At 56.5% G+C, this 17,805-nt stretch carries 18 protein-coding genes; 14 read left to right on the forward strand and 4 right to left on the reverse strand.

Going from position 1 to position 17,805, the window contains the following annotated elements; all coding sequences use genetic code 11:
* Positions 1–116 precede the first annotated feature (116 nt).
* The 5 genes from frlD to DWW51_RS06360 are packed head-to-tail and all read left to right on the forward strand — an operon-like array spanning position 117 to position 4,603.
* On the forward strand, positions 117–917 hold the full coding sequence (gene frlD, locus DWW51_RS06340) for a fructoselysine 6-kinase (protein WP_117773899.1): 801 nt from the start codon (positions 117–119) through the stop codon (positions 915–917).
* Positions 918–944: 27 nt separating this feature from the next.
* Entirely contained in the window at positions 945–1,805 is an 861-nt protein-coding gene (locus tag DWW51_RS06345) for an amidohydrolase family protein (RefSeq protein WP_231501594.1), read from the forward strand.
* 2 nt (positions 1,806–1,807) lie between these two features.
* Complete coding sequence (locus DWW51_RS06350; protein WP_117773901.1) at positions 1,808–2,236, forward strand: secondary thiamine-phosphate synthase enzyme YjbQ; 429 nt, start codon at positions 1,808–1,810, stop codon at positions 2,234–2,236.
* Between the two features lie 33 nt (positions 2,237–2,269).
* Positions 2,270–3,079 carry a BtpA/SgcQ family protein gene (locus DWW51_RS06355; RefSeq protein ID WP_117773902.1) on the forward strand — a complete coding sequence of 270 codons (810 nt, stop codon included), beginning with the start codon at positions 2,270–2,272 and terminating at the stop codon, positions 3,077–3,079.
* Between the two features lie 6 nt (positions 3,080–3,085).
* On the forward strand, positions 3,086–4,603 hold the full coding sequence (locus DWW51_RS06360) for an FGGY-family carbohydrate kinase (protein ID WP_117773903.1): 1,518 nt from the start codon (positions 3,086–3,088) through the stop codon (positions 4,601–4,603).
* A 78-nt stretch (positions 4,604–4,681) separates the two neighbouring features.
* On the opposite strand, the gene DWW51_RS06365 is transcribed toward DWW51_RS06360, so the two are convergent.
* Together DWW51_RS06365 and DWW51_RS06370 are read right to left on the reverse strand one after the other, a co-directional pair.
* A complete protein-coding gene (locus tag DWW51_RS06365; RefSeq protein ID WP_117773904.1) occupies positions 4,682–5,464 on the reverse strand; it encodes a TatD family hydrolase in 783 nt (260 codons plus the stop codon).
* Between the two features lie 14 nt (positions 5,465–5,478).
* Positions 5,479–6,276 (reverse strand): ThiF family adenylyltransferase, encoded by a 798-nt coding sequence (locus DWW51_RS06370; RefSeq protein ID WP_117773905.1) that lies wholly within the window; start codon positions 6,274–6,276, stop codon positions 5,479–5,481.
* Between the two features lie 298 nt (positions 6,277–6,574).
* On the opposite strand from DWW51_RS06370, the gene DWW51_RS06375 reads away from it, so the two are divergent.
* The 3 genes from DWW51_RS06375 to ettA all read left to right on the forward strand — a co-directional run bounded on the left by DWW51_RS06375 (position 6,575) and on the right by ettA (position 9,414).
* The gene (locus DWW51_RS06375) at positions 6,575–6,853 is read left to right on the forward strand and encodes an autorepressor SdpR family transcription factor (protein WP_117773906.1); all 279 of its coding nucleotides are present in this window, start codon (positions 6,575–6,577) and stop codon (positions 6,851–6,853) included.
* The gene (locus DWW51_RS06380; protein ID WP_117773907.1) at positions 6,846–7,550 is read left to right on the forward strand and encodes an SdpI family protein; all 705 of its coding nucleotides are present in this window, start codon (positions 6,846–6,848) and stop codon (positions 7,548–7,550) included. The genes DWW51_RS06375 and DWW51_RS06380 overlap by 8 nt, the downstream gene beginning before the upstream one ends.
* Positions 7,551–7,734: 184 nt before the next feature.
* On the forward strand, positions 7,735–9,414 hold the full coding sequence (gene ettA / locus DWW51_RS06385; protein WP_117773908.1) for an energy-dependent translational throttle protein EttA: 1,680 nt from the start codon (positions 7,735–7,737) through the stop codon (positions 9,412–9,414).
* A gap of 103 nt (positions 9,415–9,517) precedes the next feature.
* Here the strand turns inward: ettA and DWW51_RS06390 are convergent, their stop codons facing one another.
* Entirely contained in the window at positions 9,518–10,825 is a 1,308-nt protein-coding gene (locus tag DWW51_RS06390; protein WP_117773909.1) for a hypothetical protein, read from the reverse strand.
* Positions 10,826–10,961: 136 nt separating this feature from the next.
* Entirely contained in the window at positions 10,962–11,915 is a 954-nt protein-coding gene (locus DWW51_RS06395; RefSeq protein ID WP_117773910.1) for a hypothetical protein, read from the reverse strand.
* Positions 11,916–12,163: 248 nt separating this feature from the next.
* On the opposite strand from DWW51_RS06395, the gene DWW51_RS06400 reads away from it, so the two are divergent.
* The 6 genes from DWW51_RS06400 (at position 12,164) to DWW51_RS06425 (ending at position 17,713) form a co-directional block, all read left to right on the forward strand.
* Positions 12,164–13,000, forward strand: coding sequence for a PRD domain-containing protein (locus DWW51_RS06400; protein WP_117773911.1), 837 nt, complete (start codon positions 12,164–12,166; stop codon positions 12,998–13,000).
* Positions 13,001–13,267: 267 nt separating this feature from the next.
* Positions 13,268–14,692 carry a PTS transporter subunit EIIC gene (locus DWW51_RS06405; protein ID WP_117635424.1) on the forward strand — a complete coding sequence of 475 codons (1,425 nt, stop codon included), beginning with the start codon at positions 13,268–13,270 and terminating at the stop codon, positions 14,690–14,692.
* Positions 14,693–14,810: 118 nt separating this feature from the next.
* The gene (locus tag DWW51_RS06410; protein ID WP_117773912.1) at positions 14,811–16,022 is read left to right on the forward strand and encodes a hypothetical protein; all 1,212 of its coding nucleotides are present in this window, start codon (positions 14,811–14,813) and stop codon (positions 16,020–16,022) included.
* A 58-nt stretch (positions 16,023–16,080) separates the two neighbouring features.
* Positions 16,081–16,989 carry an AEC family transporter gene (locus DWW51_RS06415; RefSeq protein ID WP_197032196.1) on the forward strand — a complete coding sequence of 303 codons (909 nt, stop codon included), beginning with the start codon at positions 16,081–16,083 and terminating at the stop codon, positions 16,987–16,989.
* A 183-nt stretch (positions 16,990–17,172) separates the two neighbouring features.
* Complete coding sequence (locus DWW51_RS06420; RefSeq protein ID WP_117635421.1) at positions 17,173–17,442, forward strand: hypothetical protein; 270 nt, start codon at positions 17,173–17,175, stop codon at positions 17,440–17,442.
* Positions 17,435–17,713 carry a DUF4160 domain-containing protein gene (locus tag DWW51_RS06425; RefSeq protein WP_117635420.1) on the forward strand — a complete coding sequence of 93 codons (279 nt, stop codon included), beginning with the start codon at positions 17,435–17,437 and terminating at the stop codon, positions 17,711–17,713. The genes DWW51_RS06420 and DWW51_RS06425 overlap by 8 nt, the downstream gene beginning before the upstream one ends.
* Positions 17,714–17,805: the final 92 nt, after the last annotated feature.

Genomic DNA, 17,805 nt, shown 5'->3' on the forward strand with positions numbered 1-17,805 from the left:
CCTCGCGGTGACATCGTTTTTATGTCAACCTTGGTCTAACAGAGCCAAACAATAAGCGAAACGCGAAAAGGGGGCTCGCCATGTGGTGGGTCCCCTTTTGAACATTGGAGAAGACTATGGGCATTAAAGCGTGTGCGGCTGGTTTTTGCTGCGCGGACGTCTATCAGAACATCGGCGTGTTCTATCCGACTGGCAATGGCATTGACTGGGGTATCCATCTTGCACGAATGGGCGTTTCGGTATCCGCCGTGTCGGTTGTCGGCAAGGACGAGTACGGAGACAAGATGAGAGAGGCGCTGGCCGCTGAGGGGTTCGATATCTCACATCTGCGGGTGGAGGATGGCGACACCTCGGTGATGCTCATGGCATTGAAAGACGGCGTCGATCGCGTGCATCTCGAGGCAATCGATGGCGTAATGGAGACATATCGTCCGAATGAAGATGACCGGGCGTTTATCCTAGAGCATGACATCATCCATACCGACCTGTTTGGCAATTGTTTGGACCTCCTGCCCGAATGGCATGATGCGGGCAAGACGGTGGTTATGGATTTCTCGGTGTTCAGCCAGGATCCCGAATATGCCTGTGAGGCTCATTTTCCTTACGTAGACTATGCGTTCATGTCGTTTGAAGAGGACACTCCGGAGCTGCGAGACTGGGTACGCTACGTGCAGGAATTGGGACCGCGCGTTGCGGTTGCCACGCTTGGCGAGAAGGGAAGCATTGCCTATGACGGTGAGCGCTTCTATGAGTGCGGGATCGTACCGGCGGAGAAGGTCGTTAATACCGTGGGTGCCGGCGACTCGTATATTGCCGGGTTTACCAAGGGCGTGATCGATGGCCTTGATATTCCGGCGTGTATGAAGGCGGGCGCTGAGCTGTCGTCCCGAGTGATTGGTTCGTTTGAGCCGTACTAGGGTCAAATGCCTGGAAAGGAGTACGAAATGGTTATCGACATGTTGGTCCATCCTATGCTCTACGGCGAGATCTGTACGCCGGGTGATGAGCCTGATGGATTCGGTTTTTGGTCACGAGAATTTGGTATGGGGCATATGGGCCCCATGGATTGGGATGAGCTTCAAGTCGAGATGGACGTCTGCGATGTGCAGAAGAGTGTGCTCATGCCGCTCGATGTAACCACGGCATGCGGAGGGCATTTTGGCACCAATGACCAGATTGCCATGCTGGTTGCCGCGCATCCCGATCGTCTGTGGGGATTTGCGAGCGTAGATCCGCAGGTGAACGGTGCCGCAGGCGAATTGGAGCGCGCCTTTACCGAGTTGGGGGCAAAGGGGCTTTGCCTGCATCCGGCAAAGCAGGGTTTTGCCCCCGATGATGCTGTGGCCGAGCCGCTTTATGAGCTGTGCGAGCGCTATAACAAGCCGGTGGTTTTCCATGCCGGTATGTCTTGGGAGCCGGGTGCAGAGCTCTCGCGCAGTAACCCGCTTGCATTTGAGCACACAATCGCAACGCATCCAAATGTGCGTTTTAGTTTGACCCACTTTGGCTGGCCCTGGGTGCGCGAGACCGTGGCGATGCTGCTCAAGTATCCCAACTGCTACGCGGACACCTCTATCACTTATATCGATTCGCCCGAGGAAATGATGCAGCGTCTTTTCACGGTCGATATGGGGCCGCTGTGGTATGAGCGCGCGCTATCGCATCAAGTGATGTTCGCCAGCAATACGCCGCGCTTCCGTGCATTCAAACTCAAGCGGGCGCTCGATACCGTGCCCATGCGCGATGATGCGCGAGAAAGGCTCTACTGGGGTAATGCCCTGCGTTTTCTTGAAGGGGATGAGTGAACATGGTGACGCTCGAGACATTGAGCTATCTATCGACTGCTCCGGACCAGTTCATCGATATTACCGAGGACGTGCGCGCTGCCATCGAACGCAGCTCGGTGACCAATGGCTTGGCGGCGATTATTTTGTCGCATACGACCTGCGGAATCGTGGTAAACGAGGGGCTGCCCTGCGTGGAGACGGATCTTATGGAGACGCTTGATCGCATCGCCCCACTCGATGCCCCCTATGCGCATGCACACTTCCTGCCGAGCTATGGAGCCACCGGTAACAACTCCTGTGGGCATATCAAGAGCATGATTTGTGGAAACAGTTGCTTCTTTCCCGTCCAAGATGGCCACATCGTGTGCGGAGGTGCCCAGAACATCTATCTTGCGGAGTTTGACGGTCCGCAGAAGCGAAAAGTGTACGTCGAGGTGCTGGGGGAGTAACGCCCCTGCAATGACCCTAAGAAGGAGCACGTTATGTCGTTTCTAACCTCGATGTTCAAGACCGAAAAGCCGGTTATCGGAATGCTGCATCTGCGTCCTCTGCCGGGCGATCCACTGTATTACCCGGGCGGAAGCGTGTCGCAGGTCGTGGAAGCCGCCAAGCGCGATCTCGAAGCGTTGCAGCAGGGCGGTGTCGATGGCATTTTGATTACCAATGAGCTCTCGATGCCCTATGAGCAGCACGTTTCTCCCTCAACCCTTGCATCGATGGGCTATGTTATCGGGGCTCTATCCCATGATCTGTCGACTCCTTGGGGAGCTGAGGCTATTTACGACGGTGATGCCACAATCGAGCTGTGCGCTGCCGTCGATGCGCAGTTCACGCGCTGCAATTTTTGCGGTGCCTGGGCCGGTGATCTTGGGCTGATTAACCGAGATTTCGCGCACACCATGCGTCGCAAGGCGGCGCTGCGCTTGGACGACTTCAAGCTTTTTCACTTCATCACGAGCGAGGGGGAGGTTTATCTCAACGACCGCACGACTGCGGACATTGCAGATTCACTTCTCTTTAATTGCCTACCGGATGCGATGGTCATCAGCGGTTCGGCTGCCGGTCGTGGCGCTTCGGGCGAGCTTGCCGATGAGGTCCGTGAGCGTGTTGGCGAAGTACCTGTGGTATGTGGCACCGGTTGTCGCGAAAATACCGTGGCTGACGTATTTGCTCACTACGATGGCGCGTTTGTCGGCACCTGCTTAAAGCGCGACGGAAAGCTGGATGCCCCGGTTGATGTTGAGCGGGTAGCTCGTTTTATGGCTGCCGCTCGTACGGCGCGAGGGGAGTAGGCACCTATGGCGCTCTATCTGGGTATTGATATTGGGACAAGCGCCTCTAAAGGCGTTTTAATCGATGATCGATGCAACATCGTTTGTCAAGCCTCTTGTGGACACGAGACGGACAACCCGTGTGATGGATGGTACCAGCATGATGCGGAGGCAGTTTGGTGGGGCGATTTTTGCCGCTTGTCGCGCGAGCTGGTGGCGCGATCGGGGGTTAGCGCGGCACAGATCGGATGCGTGGGCCTTTCCGCATTGGGTTGCGACTGCGTACCGGTCGATACCGAGTGCAATGCGCTGGCGCCCGCGATTTTGTATGGAGTCGATGCACGTTCGAAGCCGCAGATTGACGAGCTTCTTTCCGAATATGGGTCAGACCGCGCACGCGAGCTTTTCGGACACGATCCCTGTTCGTCAGATATTGCTCCCAAGATCTTGTGGTTTAAGGAGAATATGCCCGAGGTGCACGAACGTGCCGCGAAGTTCCTGACGGCGTCATCGTTTCTGTGCGCGAAGTTGACGGGGCGTTTTACGGTGGACCGTTATTTGGCGGAGGATTTTCTTCCCCTATACGACCGCTACACTTGGAAGGTTGATGCTCGGGAATGTGCTCGTTTCTGCCGGACTGACCAGATGGCGGAGGTAATGTCGGCTACCGATATTGCCGGGGTGATTACGCAGCGTGCGGCTGAGGCGACGGGGCTCGCGGCAGGGACACCTGTCTTAGTGGGAACGGGCGACTCTGGTGCCGAGGCCATTTCGACGGGTGTGTTCCGTCCCGGCGATATGATGGTTCAGTTGGGGAGCACGGCGTATTTCATCTACCTAGCTGATCATATGATCGATGATGCCCGCCTGTGGCCAGGGACGTTTATCATTCCCGGAACTTACGGGATCTGCGCGGGGACCAATACGGCGGGTGCGCTCACATCGTGGCTGCGCCAAGAGCTGTATCGCGACGCTGTAGAGGCCGAGGGCCACGGTGGCCCCGATGCATATTCGGTTATGGCGCATGATGCCGCCGATGTGGCGCCGGGTGCCGATGGGCTCCTGTGTCTGCCGTACTTTGCAGGGGAGCGTACTCCGCTCAACGATCCCGAGGCGCGTGGCGTCTTCTTTGGCCTGACCGGAAGGCATACACGAGCCCATATGGTTCGCGCCGCCTTGGAAGGCGTCGCGTATACCGTTGCATCCCATGTCGACATTATCGAGCGAGAGCATGGACTGCCAATTGGGCGCATTATGCTTGTCGGAGGTGGAACCAAGAATCCAGTTTGGATGCAAGCTATCGCCGACGTATGCGGGCGCGAGGTCTCGGTTGCCAAGGTTACGGTGGGCGCATGCTTCGGTGATGCCATCATGGCAGCTCTCGCAGGTGGCGCCTATGCATCATGGGATGAACTCGCCCAAGTCCTTGGCGTTGCACAAACAATCGTGCCCGATATGGCTGCCCACGAGCTATATGCGTCGCGCCGCCATATCTTTGACGAATTGTATGCACGCAACCGTGATCTCATGCATGAATTGGTGTAATGCCGCCGAGCTGTACCGCCTTCCAATAGGGACTGCGTTGTGCGATTCGCATGCCCCTTGGCATTTTTGCCACAGGGGTTAGCGAAGGTCAAAAACAGAGTGCGCATTTGCTAAAACTGCCGACTCGATGCGCTTAGCGTCACAGTTTTTGAGTGAGGCAATGCGCATCGAGGTTCTTGCGAGCGATCTGATGAGCGACTGTGCGCTTGTCTCTGTGTTTGGTTCGGCTGGCACATCGGTCTCGAGCAGTAGACGGTCGAGTGGAATCTGTCGGGCATATTCGCGTCCACGTTTAGACGCGAGCATGCGTTCGTTGACGGAAAAATAGCAGCCTGCATTACGCGCGCGGACGAGTTCGTCCGAAGTGCCGCTAAACCAGTGGAAGATGATAAAGGGGGAGTCGGGATTTGGGATGAGTAGTCCATGCGATTCGAGGACGTCCAGTACGGTTCCTGCCGAATGAATGGCGTGAATTGATATCACGCGCCCAGCAAGAGCATGCTGCGCGAGCGTATCGCAGAGCCGATTAAGTGCCTGTATTTGTAACGGCTCGCTTCCAGCAAAGCGTGCGGAAAAGTCGAGCCCGATCTCGCCGATAAAACGCTCTTGTGCAGCGACTTCGCAAAGTAGATCGATTTCGGCGGGTCCGCATCGACCGTCGACGAGCCACCAGGGATGGAGGCCTACACCCACGATGATGTTCGGGTGGTGACTGCCACGCGTTTTTGCTGCCACGAAGTCGCGTGGGTCGACGCCGCAGTCAAATAGAACCAGGCCCAGTGCCGCCGACTCATCGGCAACGGTATCCGGGCAGGCCATCAAATCAAGATGACAATGCGTGTCAAAGAATCGCGGTTCCATCGCAGGACATCCTGCTAGTCCAGGCGCTGGCCATCGGAGCGTACGCGTTCGGTGCCGCGCCCGCCGATCTGGCGGATAACCTCGCCGGCAATCATTTGACCCATGATGGGCGGCATAAAACTGGCAGTTCCCAGCTCGGTGCGCTCGTGGATGTTGGAAGGGTCGCGGGGCTGTGTCTTAACCGATTCCTCGCAGCTAAACAGTACGTGTAGGCTCTTGATTCCGCGCTTCTTGCATTCTTTGCGCATAATGCGGCTCATGGGGTCACGTACCGTATCGAAGATGTCGGCAAAGCGGAGGCACTCGGGATGGAGTTTGTTGGCCCCGCCCATGGAGCTAACCAAACGGATGTCATGGTCCTGAGCATATTTGGCAATGGTGAGCTTGGCCGAGATGGTGTCGATGGCGTCGACGACGTAGTTGAGCTTGCCGCCCGTCTGCTCCAAAACGCTCGCGAAGAAATCATCGATGTTGTCGCTCAGCAGATATTCAGTTCGCTTGATGACGGTGGTGGCGGGATTGATATCGTGGATCATGGCTTCCATAACATCGACCTTTCGCTTGCCGACGGTGCTGTGAAAGGCGATGGCCTGGCGATTGATATTGCTGGGCGCGATGGTGTCCTTGTCCAGAATCACAAAATGCCCGATGCCGCCGCGGGCAAGTGCCTCGCAGCAGCTAGAGCCCACGCCTCCGCAGCCGAGTATCAGCACCGTGGCGTTGGCGAGCTTGTCGAGTGCCTCGCGGCCCATGATGATCTCGAGCTTGGTGTCGCGTGTCTCGACGGGAGCTGCGGCTGCTGATTCGGTCATAGATATCCTCCGATGGGGAAGCGGGTCGTGTTTAGCTATCGTCATTATAGGTATTATCGCGATTCCATTTGAGCCCTTGAGGCTTGTTGAAATGGGACCGGGATTCGCATAAGATGAAGCAGATGGCACCCGTTGCAGCGGGTTGGCCAACTCCAAAACACGTTTGTAGCGTGAGAAGTGGCTGTCTTCGCATTACGCGGAGGCGGCTATTTTTTTGAGTACAAGATTAGATAGTTAGACAAACATCTAAATATCGAGTATAGTGTGCACGTCGCGAGAGACAGCGAGAGGAGGTTCTATGCCGGGAGAGGGTTTTAAGGCGCTTGCCGATCCTACACGGCGACGCATTTTGGAGCTACTGCGCGAGGGCAACCGCACGGCAGGGGAGCTTGCCGAGCATTTTGACATTAGCAAGCCGTCGCTGAGCCATCACTTGGCGACGCTTAAAAACGCCGGGTTGGTGACCGACGAGCGCCATGGCCAAAACATCGTTTACAGCTTAAACACCACCGTCATGCAGGACTTGATTGGCTGGTTTATGGGCTTTACAGACACTGAAGGTGATGAGGATGAATAACGAAAACAAGGGCATTCACGCCACGGGGGTATCGCCGCGTGTATGGGCCATGCTTGTTGTGGTCTGCGCTATTAATGTCGCGGCGCACCTTATGGTGATGCCGAGCTTGCCTGCACAGATTCCCACGCACTGGGGAGCGAACGGCGCCGTCGACGGTTGGGGCCCTAGCTGGATGGCCTCCGCGCTCGGCGTGCTGCCTCTGGCACTTCTTGCAATGTTCTACGTGGTGCCACGCATTGACCCCAAAGGTGAGGCATATCGAACCTCGGGCAAGTTCTATCAGGGCTTCGTAATCGCCTTCACCTTGTTCATGTGTGCCATAAGCTGGTTGGGTGAGCTTACGGTCTGGGGCGTGGTGCCGGCGGTCGGTTCGGTCAACGTGCTGATTTCCGGTGCTATCGGTTTGCTGTTCATCGGCGTAGGCAACTACTTGCCGCGTGTGAAGCAGAACTATACGCTCGGTATCAAGACGCCTTGGGCGCTTGCCGATCCCGAGAACTGGCGCCGTACGCAGCGTTTTGGCGGCGCCTGCTTTATGGTGCTGGGCGTTGGCCTGATCGTGATGGGCGTGGCGGGCAGCGTGCTGTCGAGCGAAGTCGTCGCCGCGGTGATTGCGGTTCTGGCGTTTGGTTCAGCCGGAGCTGCCTACGTCTATTCGTATCTGCTGTGGCGCAAATCGCAGCGAGCCGCTCGTTAAGGTTGCGGAAAACTAGCGTACGCAGTTCATAGTATGTTCCGGGGGACTTTTCCCAGGTAGTATTAGGGGGTGTGGGCAACCATGCCCCTTTTTCGTTAAGTTTCAGAGCTGGTTTCCTCATTTCGTTTCCACTAAAGCGAATCAAGAATAGGGAAACAGCAGGTAGAAAGGATAAAACAGGCAAATGGCGGAGTTTATCTACCAGATGTATCAGGCTCGCAAGGCCCATGGCGACAAGGTAATCCTTGACGACGTGACCCTGAGCTTCTACCCCGGTGCCAAGATCGGTGTCGTGGGCCCCAACGGCATGGGCAAGTCGACCCTGCTCAAGATCATGGCCGGTATCGAGGAGGTCTCAAACGGCGATGCCAGGCTCACCCCCGGCTACACCGTGGGTATCCTGCAGCAGGAACCGCCGCTCGACGACGACAAGACCGTTATCGAGAACGTGCGCATGGCGTTTGGCGATATGATCGCCAAGGTCGATCGCTTCAATAAGATCGGCGAGGAGATGTGCGACCCGGATTGCGACATGGACGCCCTCATGGCCGAGATGGGCAAGCTCCAGGACGAGATCGATGCCGCCGACGGCTGGGATATCGATTCCAAGCTCGGCCAGGCCATGGACGCCCTGCAACTGCCCGATTCCGACATGCCGGTCAACGTGCTTTCCGGCGGCGAGCGCCGCCGCGTGGCCCTGTGCAAGCTGCTGCTCGAGGCTCCCGACCTGCTGCTGCTCGACGAGCCCACGAACCACCTGGACGCCGAGTCGATCCTGTGGCTCGAGCACTTCCTGCACAACTACCAGGGCGCGGTGCTTGCCGTCACGCACGATCGCTACTTCCTGGATAACGTTGCCGAGTGGATCTGCGAGGTCGACCGCGGTCACCTCTATCCCTACAAGGGCAACTACTCCACGTATCTGGAGACCAAGGCCGCGCGTATCGAGGCACAGGGCAACCGCGACGCCAAGCTCGCCAAGCGCATGGAGGCCGAGCTCGAGTGGGTGCGCAGCTCGCCCAAGGCTCGCCAGGCCAAGAACAAGGCCCGTCTGGCTCGCTACGAGGAGATGGAGGCCGAGGCCCGCGCAAGCCAGAAGCTCGACTGGATCGACATCCGCATCCCTGTGGGCCCGCGTCTGGGCAACAAGGTGCTCGAGGCCCATCACCTGCACAAGGAGTTCGATGGCCGCGTGCTCATCGACGACCTTTCGTTCACCCTGCCGCGTAACGGCATCGTGGGCGTCATCGGCCCCAACGGTGTCGGCAAGACCACGCTCTTCAAGACCATCGTGGGTTTGGAGCCGCTGACTTCGGGCGAGCTCGAGGTGGGCGAGACCGTCAAGATTTCTTACGTCGACCAGAACCGTTCCGGCATCGACCCCGATAAGAACCTATGGGAGGTCGTCTCGGACGGCCTGGACCACATGATGGTCGGCGAGACCGAGGTTCCGAGCCGCGCGTATGTGGCGAGCTTTGGCTTTAAGGGCCAGGACCAGCAGAAGCGCGCTGGCGTACTCTCCGGTGGCGAGCGCAACCGTCTGAACTTGGCGCTTACGCTCAAGCAGGGCGGCAACCTGCTGCTCCTCGACGAGCCCACGAACGACCTCGACGTCGAGACGCTGTCCTCGCTCGAGGCGGCGCTGCTCGAGTTCCCGGGCTGCTCGGTGGTCATTAGCCACGACCGTATGTTCCTGGACCGCGTCGCCACGCACATCCTGGCGTGGGAGGGCACCGACGAGAATCCGGGCAACTGGTATTGGTTCGAGGGCAACTTCGAGGCCTATCAGGCCAACCGTATCGAGCGCCTGGGCGAGGACGCAGCCCAGCCGCATCGTATCCACAGGAAACTTACCAGGGACTAGTTTGATGTGGCAAAGGGACAGCCCCTTTGTCACACGAACTTATGCTCAACCTGGGAAAATAAAAAAACGCGGCGAACGTTTTTGTGACGTTCGCCGCGTTTTGCTATTCGTTGGATTCTTCAACCTTGTCGATGGCCCAGGTGGCTCCGAGGCCGCCGGTGGTGTTGCGGCGAATGCGTACGGTGACTTCGTGGCGTTTGCCGGCCTGTGTGTAGCGCAGGGGGAAGCTCGCGCGGTTACGGCCGGCCTCGATGGTACCGCGCTCGCGAGCGATCCAGTAGTACTCGCCGACGATGCCGAGGGTGTCGGCGCCGTAGGGGAGATAAGTCGACAGCTGGTGCAGCAGCGGGCTAGGGCAGAAGACCTCGGTCGCGAAATCGATGGGGAAGTCCCCGGGGATGGTCGGTGCTGCGGGAGCGGGGGCCGGTGCTGAATTGGGGACCGGAGTCGGTGCAGGTGTGGGAGCCTGGTCACAGGCGGGTGCGGATGCGGACTCAATGACAAGTGCAGACTCAGATGCCGCTTCTGGCTTAGCTATGGAATCTGTCGGTTCCACGGAGATGGACGTGTCTTCGGTCCCGGTTTTGGCATCGGCCTGCGGAGTGTCCTCTGCCTCGACGTTCGGCTTGGCCTCGACCGGCGTGGATACCATGGTGGTGATGCCGGCGTTGGCGTTCTCGGGGTCGTAGACAACCGTGAGCGAGATGGCAGGCTGGGGCGCCTCGGGCTCCGGTGCTGCCTCGGCAGCATCTTGATCCGCGAGCTCGTCGGACTGATTGTCCTCGGTGTTGTCGCCAAAGACATCGTGGTTCTGGAACACGGGCGCCTCGGGCTGGCCAGCCGCCTCTTCGGTTGTCGACTTGGATGCCTCGTTGAGCTCCGCAGTGGCTTCCTGCTCGGATATGACTTCGGGATCGGTCGTGGCGGCGATTTCGGTTTCGGCCTCTGCTGTTACTCCAATAGCGACTTCGATCTCTGTCTCGGGTTCGGGTTCCGGCACGGCTCCAACCATGGCTTCGGGCTCGGGACGCTTAACGTGCTTGGGGCGCACGGCCTTCAGGTCCTTCTTGCCGCGCTTCTTCTTTTTGTAGGACTGCTTGGCGCCCTTGGTAGCCTTGCGCTTGTCCTCGTCCTTGGCAAGGGCGGCATCCCATGCCTCGTTGGCGATGACGGTGGCATACAGGCGGCCGCCTTTGAAGACGGTCAGCTTAATGCAGTCGTTAAGCTCCTCGAGCAATTCGCGCGTGGACTCGAAGCCCAGGTCATAAGCAGTCATGTCGTCTGCGGCGAGCGCCTCCTCGACCTGTGTCATAAATGTTTGCTTGCCGCATCCAATCGCATCGCGCAGCAGGCGATACAGATAGATGTGGTTGCCCAGCGCAAGCGTGGGCCTAACTATTGTCTTGCTCATGGCAAATCTCCTCTTTACATATGTAAAGCATCTTACCATCGCAGAGCGTTCGCCATGGCGGCGCCCAAGGCAAACAGGCGCGAACCGCTGTCGATTCGTGCCCGTTGTACAGGTTGCCTATCTGGGGATGCAGTGCCTAGTTGCCCGATGTCGTGCCTTGGCTTGAGCTGTCAGATGCCGTGCCGGACGCGGTTCCGCTCGAGCTGTTGGTGTTGCTGTTGTCGGTAGATCCCGTACTCGGTGTATTGCCATTCGCCTGGTCGCCCGTGCTCGGTTGAGAGCCGTCAGTCGTTTGGCTTGAGTCGGCCGTGCCGGATGGCGTGCCGCTGTTGGCCGTAGAGGAATCGGTGCCCTGCGATTGGTCTTGGGTGTTCGAGGACGAATTGGCAGAGGTGGAACTGTCTTGCGTGTCGTCCGTCTGCGTCTGCTGATCTTGAGACTGGGTGTTGTCATTTGCATCGCTCTCGGTCGTACGCGACGAAAGGATTGGCTCGGGGCGCTCGCCCAGGCCCTCACCGGCAGTGGTGATAAGGATGGCGCCGGCGCAAGCGATGACCGCGACGATGGCGATGGTGATCGAGAAGACGATGACCTTCTTTTGCGTCTGGCTGCGCTCAGCCGCCGCCTTGGCGCGCAGGCTGTTGGGAGCGACGCGCGCCGTGGTCGCGCGTCCCACAGCCTGGCGCATCTCCTGCGTTGTTGCGGCGCCACCTAGGTGTTCCTCGACATTGGGCTCAACGGGCTCGTAGGCGCCGGTAGGGTAGTCGACAGCGGCATGAGTGCCCTTGATTGCTTCGGCGCTGGCGGAGATAAAGTGGCGATAGACCTGCGAGGACACAACAGTGATGACTGAGCTCACAGCGGCACCAATCACCGAGCCGGCAATGCCGATCTTTGAAGCAAGCGCCACGCTCGTGGCGGCAGCTGCGGCGCCGGCGATGATCTGGGGAATGGAAATGTCATCGAACAGGCCCTTTTTGGGCGCGATGGCCATGGTCTGTCCGATGGAATGGTTCTCGTGCACGCCGTTGTTGAGCGATGCCGGCGTCATGACGCGCGTGCGCGGCGCGTCGGTGTACTTGGTTGTCATACGGGGTCCTCCCGGTTCGTTTAGTGCTGCGACAGGTTGTTCAGCCCTCAGGGTACCCAGTCGGTGTGAACCGGAGATGGATTCGCCCGCAACACCATCAACTCACCAAAGCGCGAAACTTCTTCTCAGGCTGATCGAATGAAGACGGGGCGAATCGTTCGGATGTCGAAAGGAAGGTTGACCGGATTTGAAATCCCGTGGAATAATCGGGCTCGCGGCGCTGTTGCTTGCGCCGGGTAGGGAGCGTCATGAAAATCCTTAAGCGGATCAACAACAATACGGTTATCTGCGTAAACGCCAAGGGCCGTGAACTCGTGGCAATTGGCCGCGGTATCGGGTTTCCCAATGGCCCCGATGAGGTCACACTCGATAAGATCGAGCGAACCTTCTACGGTGTCGACTCGCGCTACCTAGCGCTGCTCGACGAGATCGATCCTCAGGTGATGGAGTTCTCCGCCCAGATTGCCGATATCGCTCGCTCCAACATCTCGCGCGAGCTCTCGGCAAACCTTCCCTTTACCATGGCCGACCATATCGCTTTTGCCATCAAGCGCTGCCGCGAGCATATGTTTGTGCAGATGCCGCTTTCCTATGACGTGCAGCAGATGTACCCCATCGAGTACAAGATCGCCCAGTTCGCGCTCGAGGGCATCAATCGCGGCTTCAACGTTAAGATGCCGCGGGGGGAGGCGAGCGGTATCGCGCTCTGCATCGTCAACAGCGTGGTCGCCTCGTCTTCAAAGGCCAAATCCAATACGGTGCGTAAGGACGAGGTGATGCTCGAGAACTTCACCAAGATCATCGAGTCCGAGCTGGGGGTTTGTGTGGACCGCGACGGCTTTGACTTTTGCCGCTATGCCACACACGTGCGCTACCTGCTGGAGCGCGTGCAGACAGGAGAGCCCCTCAACACGGAGAACGGTGCGCTCTATGGGCCGCTTTGCGAGCAGCATCCCGATGTGGCCGTGTGCGTCGACCGCATGGCCGCGCTTATCGAAGAACGCTTTGACGCCGCGCTCGCCGATGAAGAGAAGGTCTACCTGATGCTCCATGTCAATCGCGTCTGCGCGGGATCCAGGTCCTGATTGACCGTTCATCGCCGAAATTCGACCGTTTGCCGGTTTCGACTTTCGTAAAAGCATCTGTTGGATGTAGTTTCGTAGTCACATAAGGTGTTATTCGAGAAGAGCCTCGAAGCATGACGTAGACAGTTCCCTGTCCGCTTTGTGCTTTGGGGCTCTTCTGTTTTTGTCTTCTTCTTGCTTTTCTCGATTTGCCTCGTGTCAGGCCTGCCGTAATCGGTTCTTCGCGTGTGCGCAAACGGGAAGACAGAAAAGCAAGGGAGTTCAGCTATGACTGACAATAAGAAAATCGCCGCGGACGTGCTCGAGGCCGTCGGTGGCAAGGAGAACGTGACGTTTGTTGCGCACTGTATGACGCGCCTGCGTTTTAACCTCAAAGATATCGATGCCCCCGATATCAAAGAAGTGAAGAAGATTGGCGGTGTGTTGGGTGCTCAAATCTCCGGAGGGCAGTTCCAGGTAATCGTGGGCCAAAACGTGCCCAAGGTTTATGACGAGCTCTGCAAGATCGGCGGCTTTGCCAAGCAGGACGCCATCGACGAGAACCTTGATGCTCCTAAGCAGAAGCTCACACCTAAGGTTATTGGCAATAACATCCTCAACTACCTGTCAAGCTCCATGGTGCCTATGATCCCCGTCCTAATGTGTGCTGGCCTGTTCAAGACCGTAGCGGTGGTGCTGGGACCTACGATGGCGGGCGTGCTGTCCGACACAAGCGACCTTTATGTTCTGATGAACATGGTTTATGACGCAGCGTTCTATTTTATCCCCATCTACCTTGGCTATAATGCGGCTAAGAACATTGGCGTAACGCCTGTCCTCGGTGCCTTTATGGGCGGCATTCTTATCGACCCGACCATGATTCAGCTTGCGACCGATGGAGCTCAGTTCTCCGTTTATGGCATTCCTTGCGTCGCCGCAAACTACACAAAGACGGTCCTTCCCATTCTTCTGTCCGTGTGGGCGATGAGTTATATCGAGCGCTTCTTCCGCAAATATGTGCCAGATACCCTTTCAACGGTTTTCGCGCCTTTCCTTACCATGGTCGTCGCTGTTCCTGTGTCTCTCTGCGCTCTCGCCCCTGTTGGTTCATGGGCCGGTAATGCCCTCGCCGCCGGTTTTGAGTTCCTTGGTACTTCCGGTGGTATCGCCGCCATCCTCGGAGGAGGTATTCTGGCGGGTCTTTGGTGCCCAATGATTATTACCGGCATGCATGTGGCGGTTGCGATGATTGCCATCGCTAACTATATGACTGTGGGAACCGACAGCTTTGTTTTGGTTGCGACGGGCGTTAGCCTTTGGGCGACCTTCGGCTGCGAGGTGGCGACCTGGCTCAAGCTGTGCGATAAAGACGAGAAGAGCATGGCATTCGGCTATTTGGTCGCAAACATTGTCGGAGGCGTCGGCGAGCCTTTCATCTACGGCATGATGCTGCGCTATCGCCGCGTGTTTGTCTGGAAGATTATCGGATCCTTTGTTGCCGGTGCGCTTGCAATCGCTCTCGGAGCCACGGTTTATACTGCCGGCGCGGCATCCAACTTCTTGGAGTTCCTCGCGTTTGCGGGCGGCGGGACCCAGAATCTCATCAACTTTGGAATCGCTGCTGGTGCAGGCTTCCTTGTGAGCGCCTTGGGCACGTATTTCCTGGGCTTTACGGCGGATGAGCTCGAGAATGGTCCCGTTTCCGAGCGTTAAGTTTTCTACGGCCTGCGTGTGGCAGGACGCATTGGAAGGGCGTCCATGACGCCCTTCTCTTTTTGTATTTCTATTTCCGATGTTTGGGCGGCGTGTGCCGCGAAGAGTTGGAGTTGGAATGAACATAGAGTTTGGAATCTCGAAGATTGACGTAACACCCCAGTCTCCTTGCCGCATGGGCGGCTACAACAGAAAAGGTGCCTGGACGGATGTTCTTGATCCTATTGAGGTCAACGCTAGCGCTGTCTGTGTTGATCTTGTCCCGTTTATTCTTATCGAGCTCGATTCAATAATGGTGTCGAAAGATTTTTCCCTTTCGGTCAAGAACGCCGTATCGTCAAAAACGGGCATCGATTCGAGCAATATCGTCGTCGCATGCATTCATACCCATTCTGCACCATGCTATTTTAAGCTTGCCTACGAGGACACGTTACCTGAAACCGAATTGACGAGTGATTTGATTGGCTTGGCTACCGAGGCGGCGGTATCTGCATGGGCGTCCAGGTCGAAGGCGACCGTATCGATGGAGATGTTAGGCATCGAGGGACTGTACGGGAATCGAAATGTTCAGGGCGGTCCGGCCGATAAACAGGTAAGTATTTTCTCGTTTGAGGACGCTCAAGGTGGTCGCCCAATTGGAAAAATGCTGTTCATGTCCGCTCATCCTACCATCCTTAATGGGAAAAGCGCCGTCCTCTCTGCTGATTTGATTGGGCATGTCAGGCAGCGTTTGGAGAGGAAATATGGCTGTCCTGTACTTTGCGTCAACGGAACGTGCGGGGATGTGTCGACGCGTTTCTATCGGCAAGGGGAGGGAGTTGCCGAACTCGAGCGTACGGCTAACGAACTTTGCGCTCAAATTGAATCCAAGCGTGAGCGCGCGGCACTCAGAGTTGATACCCCGCGTTGGGGCTCTATCAGCATGAAGAGTGTCTACGATGCAAAAACAGATCCGGATTGGATCGAGATGACCAATCGGATAGAGGCTATGGATGCGAGCCCGATGCGAGACTTTCTCCTTAAGCGGCAACAGCTTAAGCTCTCGATGGGGAAAATCGAGCTTGAGCTTCCGAGCCAGTTTGCGGTAATTGGTAACTGCATTTTTATCACGATGCCATGCGATACGTGTAGCACATTAGGCTTGGATTTTAAGAGGGCGTTTAGCCAATACAACGTCTTTGTTATCGGCTATGCGAACACGTACTGCAACTACCTTGTGCCTCAGGAAGACTACGGCAAGTATTTTGAAACCTACAACTCGCGAACGCCGCGCGGGGTTGCCGATGCGTTCGTTGCGCGAATCATTCAGGCGGTCGGTGCCGCGCTATAGCAGGCGCTATAGACCATCGTGGTAGATGAACCGGTCAGGATTATACGGAGCATGTATTGTGTCAATCATTGAACCTCTCATCCAACAAGTCCTTATCATGTTTTTGCTCATGGGAATGGGCTACGCTCTAAACCGCTTGGGCATATTGAGCGAGCAGGCTGCAATAGAATTCGGAAAGTTGCTCATCAACCTTGTGATTCCCGCAATCATTCTCAAATCATTTTGGATCGAGTATTCGTTTCAGAGGATGTATGAGTTGGGAATGACCTTAATGCTGTCGGCGGCGATGTTGTTGCTCGCTTGCGTTGTTGCCCGCCTGTTGTTCAGGGCCCGTCCCATCGACATTTTTGCTGCGGCATTCTCGAATGCTGGATTTGTGGGAATACCCCTTGTTGAAGCGGCGCTTGGAAAAGATGCCGTGTTTTTCATCACGTGCATGATCGCTCTTCTCAATGCCATGCAATGGACATATGGGCAGTATCTGCTGTCGGGGTCTAAAAAATGTATGAGTCCTAAAGCGATCCTGACAAGTCCAATGGTCATGGCTTTATTGGGCGGTTTCTTGATTTTTATCCTTCGTGTCCCAACGGTCCCTCTGGCACAGTCAGTGCTTTCGTATATCTCGGGGCTCAACACTCCGCTAGCAATGATGACTCTCGGTATCTATCTTGCTCAGTCTGATTTGATGGCGCTCCTGAGGGCGAAAAGCTTGTTTGCCGTCTCATCGGTCAGGCTGCTTGTCATTCCGATTCTTTCGCTCCTGTTCCTATGTCTCTTTCCATGTGATAGGTCAATTAAGATGGCGCTGCTGATTGCGGCTGCGACCCCCACCGGCGCGAATGTAGCTATCTTTGCCCAGCAGCATAATAAGGACTATCGATATGCATGTGGAACAGTCTGTGTTACCACCCTTCTGTCTATGTTCACTATGCCAGCGATAGTGTCCTTGTCTCAGCTAGTGTTCTAGGCGCTATGCCACGCATCTGCGGATGAACGCTTCGTGGCGGTCGATTATGGCCGGGGCCCAACAATCCGGACCGCCGTCGATCGTGCTGGCAACAGATGCCATCAACTCATCAAGGGGGCTTGCTATCATTGGTGCACTAGCTTGATGCTAAACTGAATTAATGATTGCGAGGTGGTTTACGTGATGTACCCGTATATGACATTCGAAGATGGTACCGAGGTCATTCATTCTGACCTGATCACAGATGGCGATATCGAAAAGGTCATCGTGCATTTTGAACGACCGACGGCAGAGGGTTTCGACTCCGCTCGTTGCGAGCTGCCTTCTTACAATTGGACCATGTGGGAGGGGCGTTTTACCGACGAGGAGAAGCGAGGTTTTGAGACTTTTCTGAGCAATAACGCCCATCTGCTGTATCGCTACGCCGCAAACGGAGGAGCTAAAGTTGCCTAGCCTTTTTCTTATTGGCGGCTATCGGGTCTTCTTTTGGTCCAATGAAGCGGGCGAGCCAATCCATGTCCATGTTTGCAAGGGGGCGCCTTCAGATAACTCGGCCAAAATCTGGCTGACTCGAAGAGGTGGCTGCATTGTCGCTAATAACAAAGCGAAGATCCCCCGGAGCACGCTTGATGACCTCTGTGAAATCATCGCCGCTCAGCATGAATTGATTTGCTCTAAATGGAAGGCATTTTTCCTTGTGGACGAGATCTCGTTCTACTGCTAAACGTCATCCCGGCTTCTCTTTTCCAATTTTAATCATGAGCTTGTCCCATCTGTGCTGATTGAACTTGACAGTACAATGGAGGCGGACTATAT

Origin of the sequence: Collinsella sp. AF15-51 (assembly GCF_003462845.1) — a bacterium.
Classification (GTDB): domain Bacteria; phylum Actinomycetota; class Coriobacteriia; order Coriobacteriales; family Coriobacteriaceae; genus Collinsella.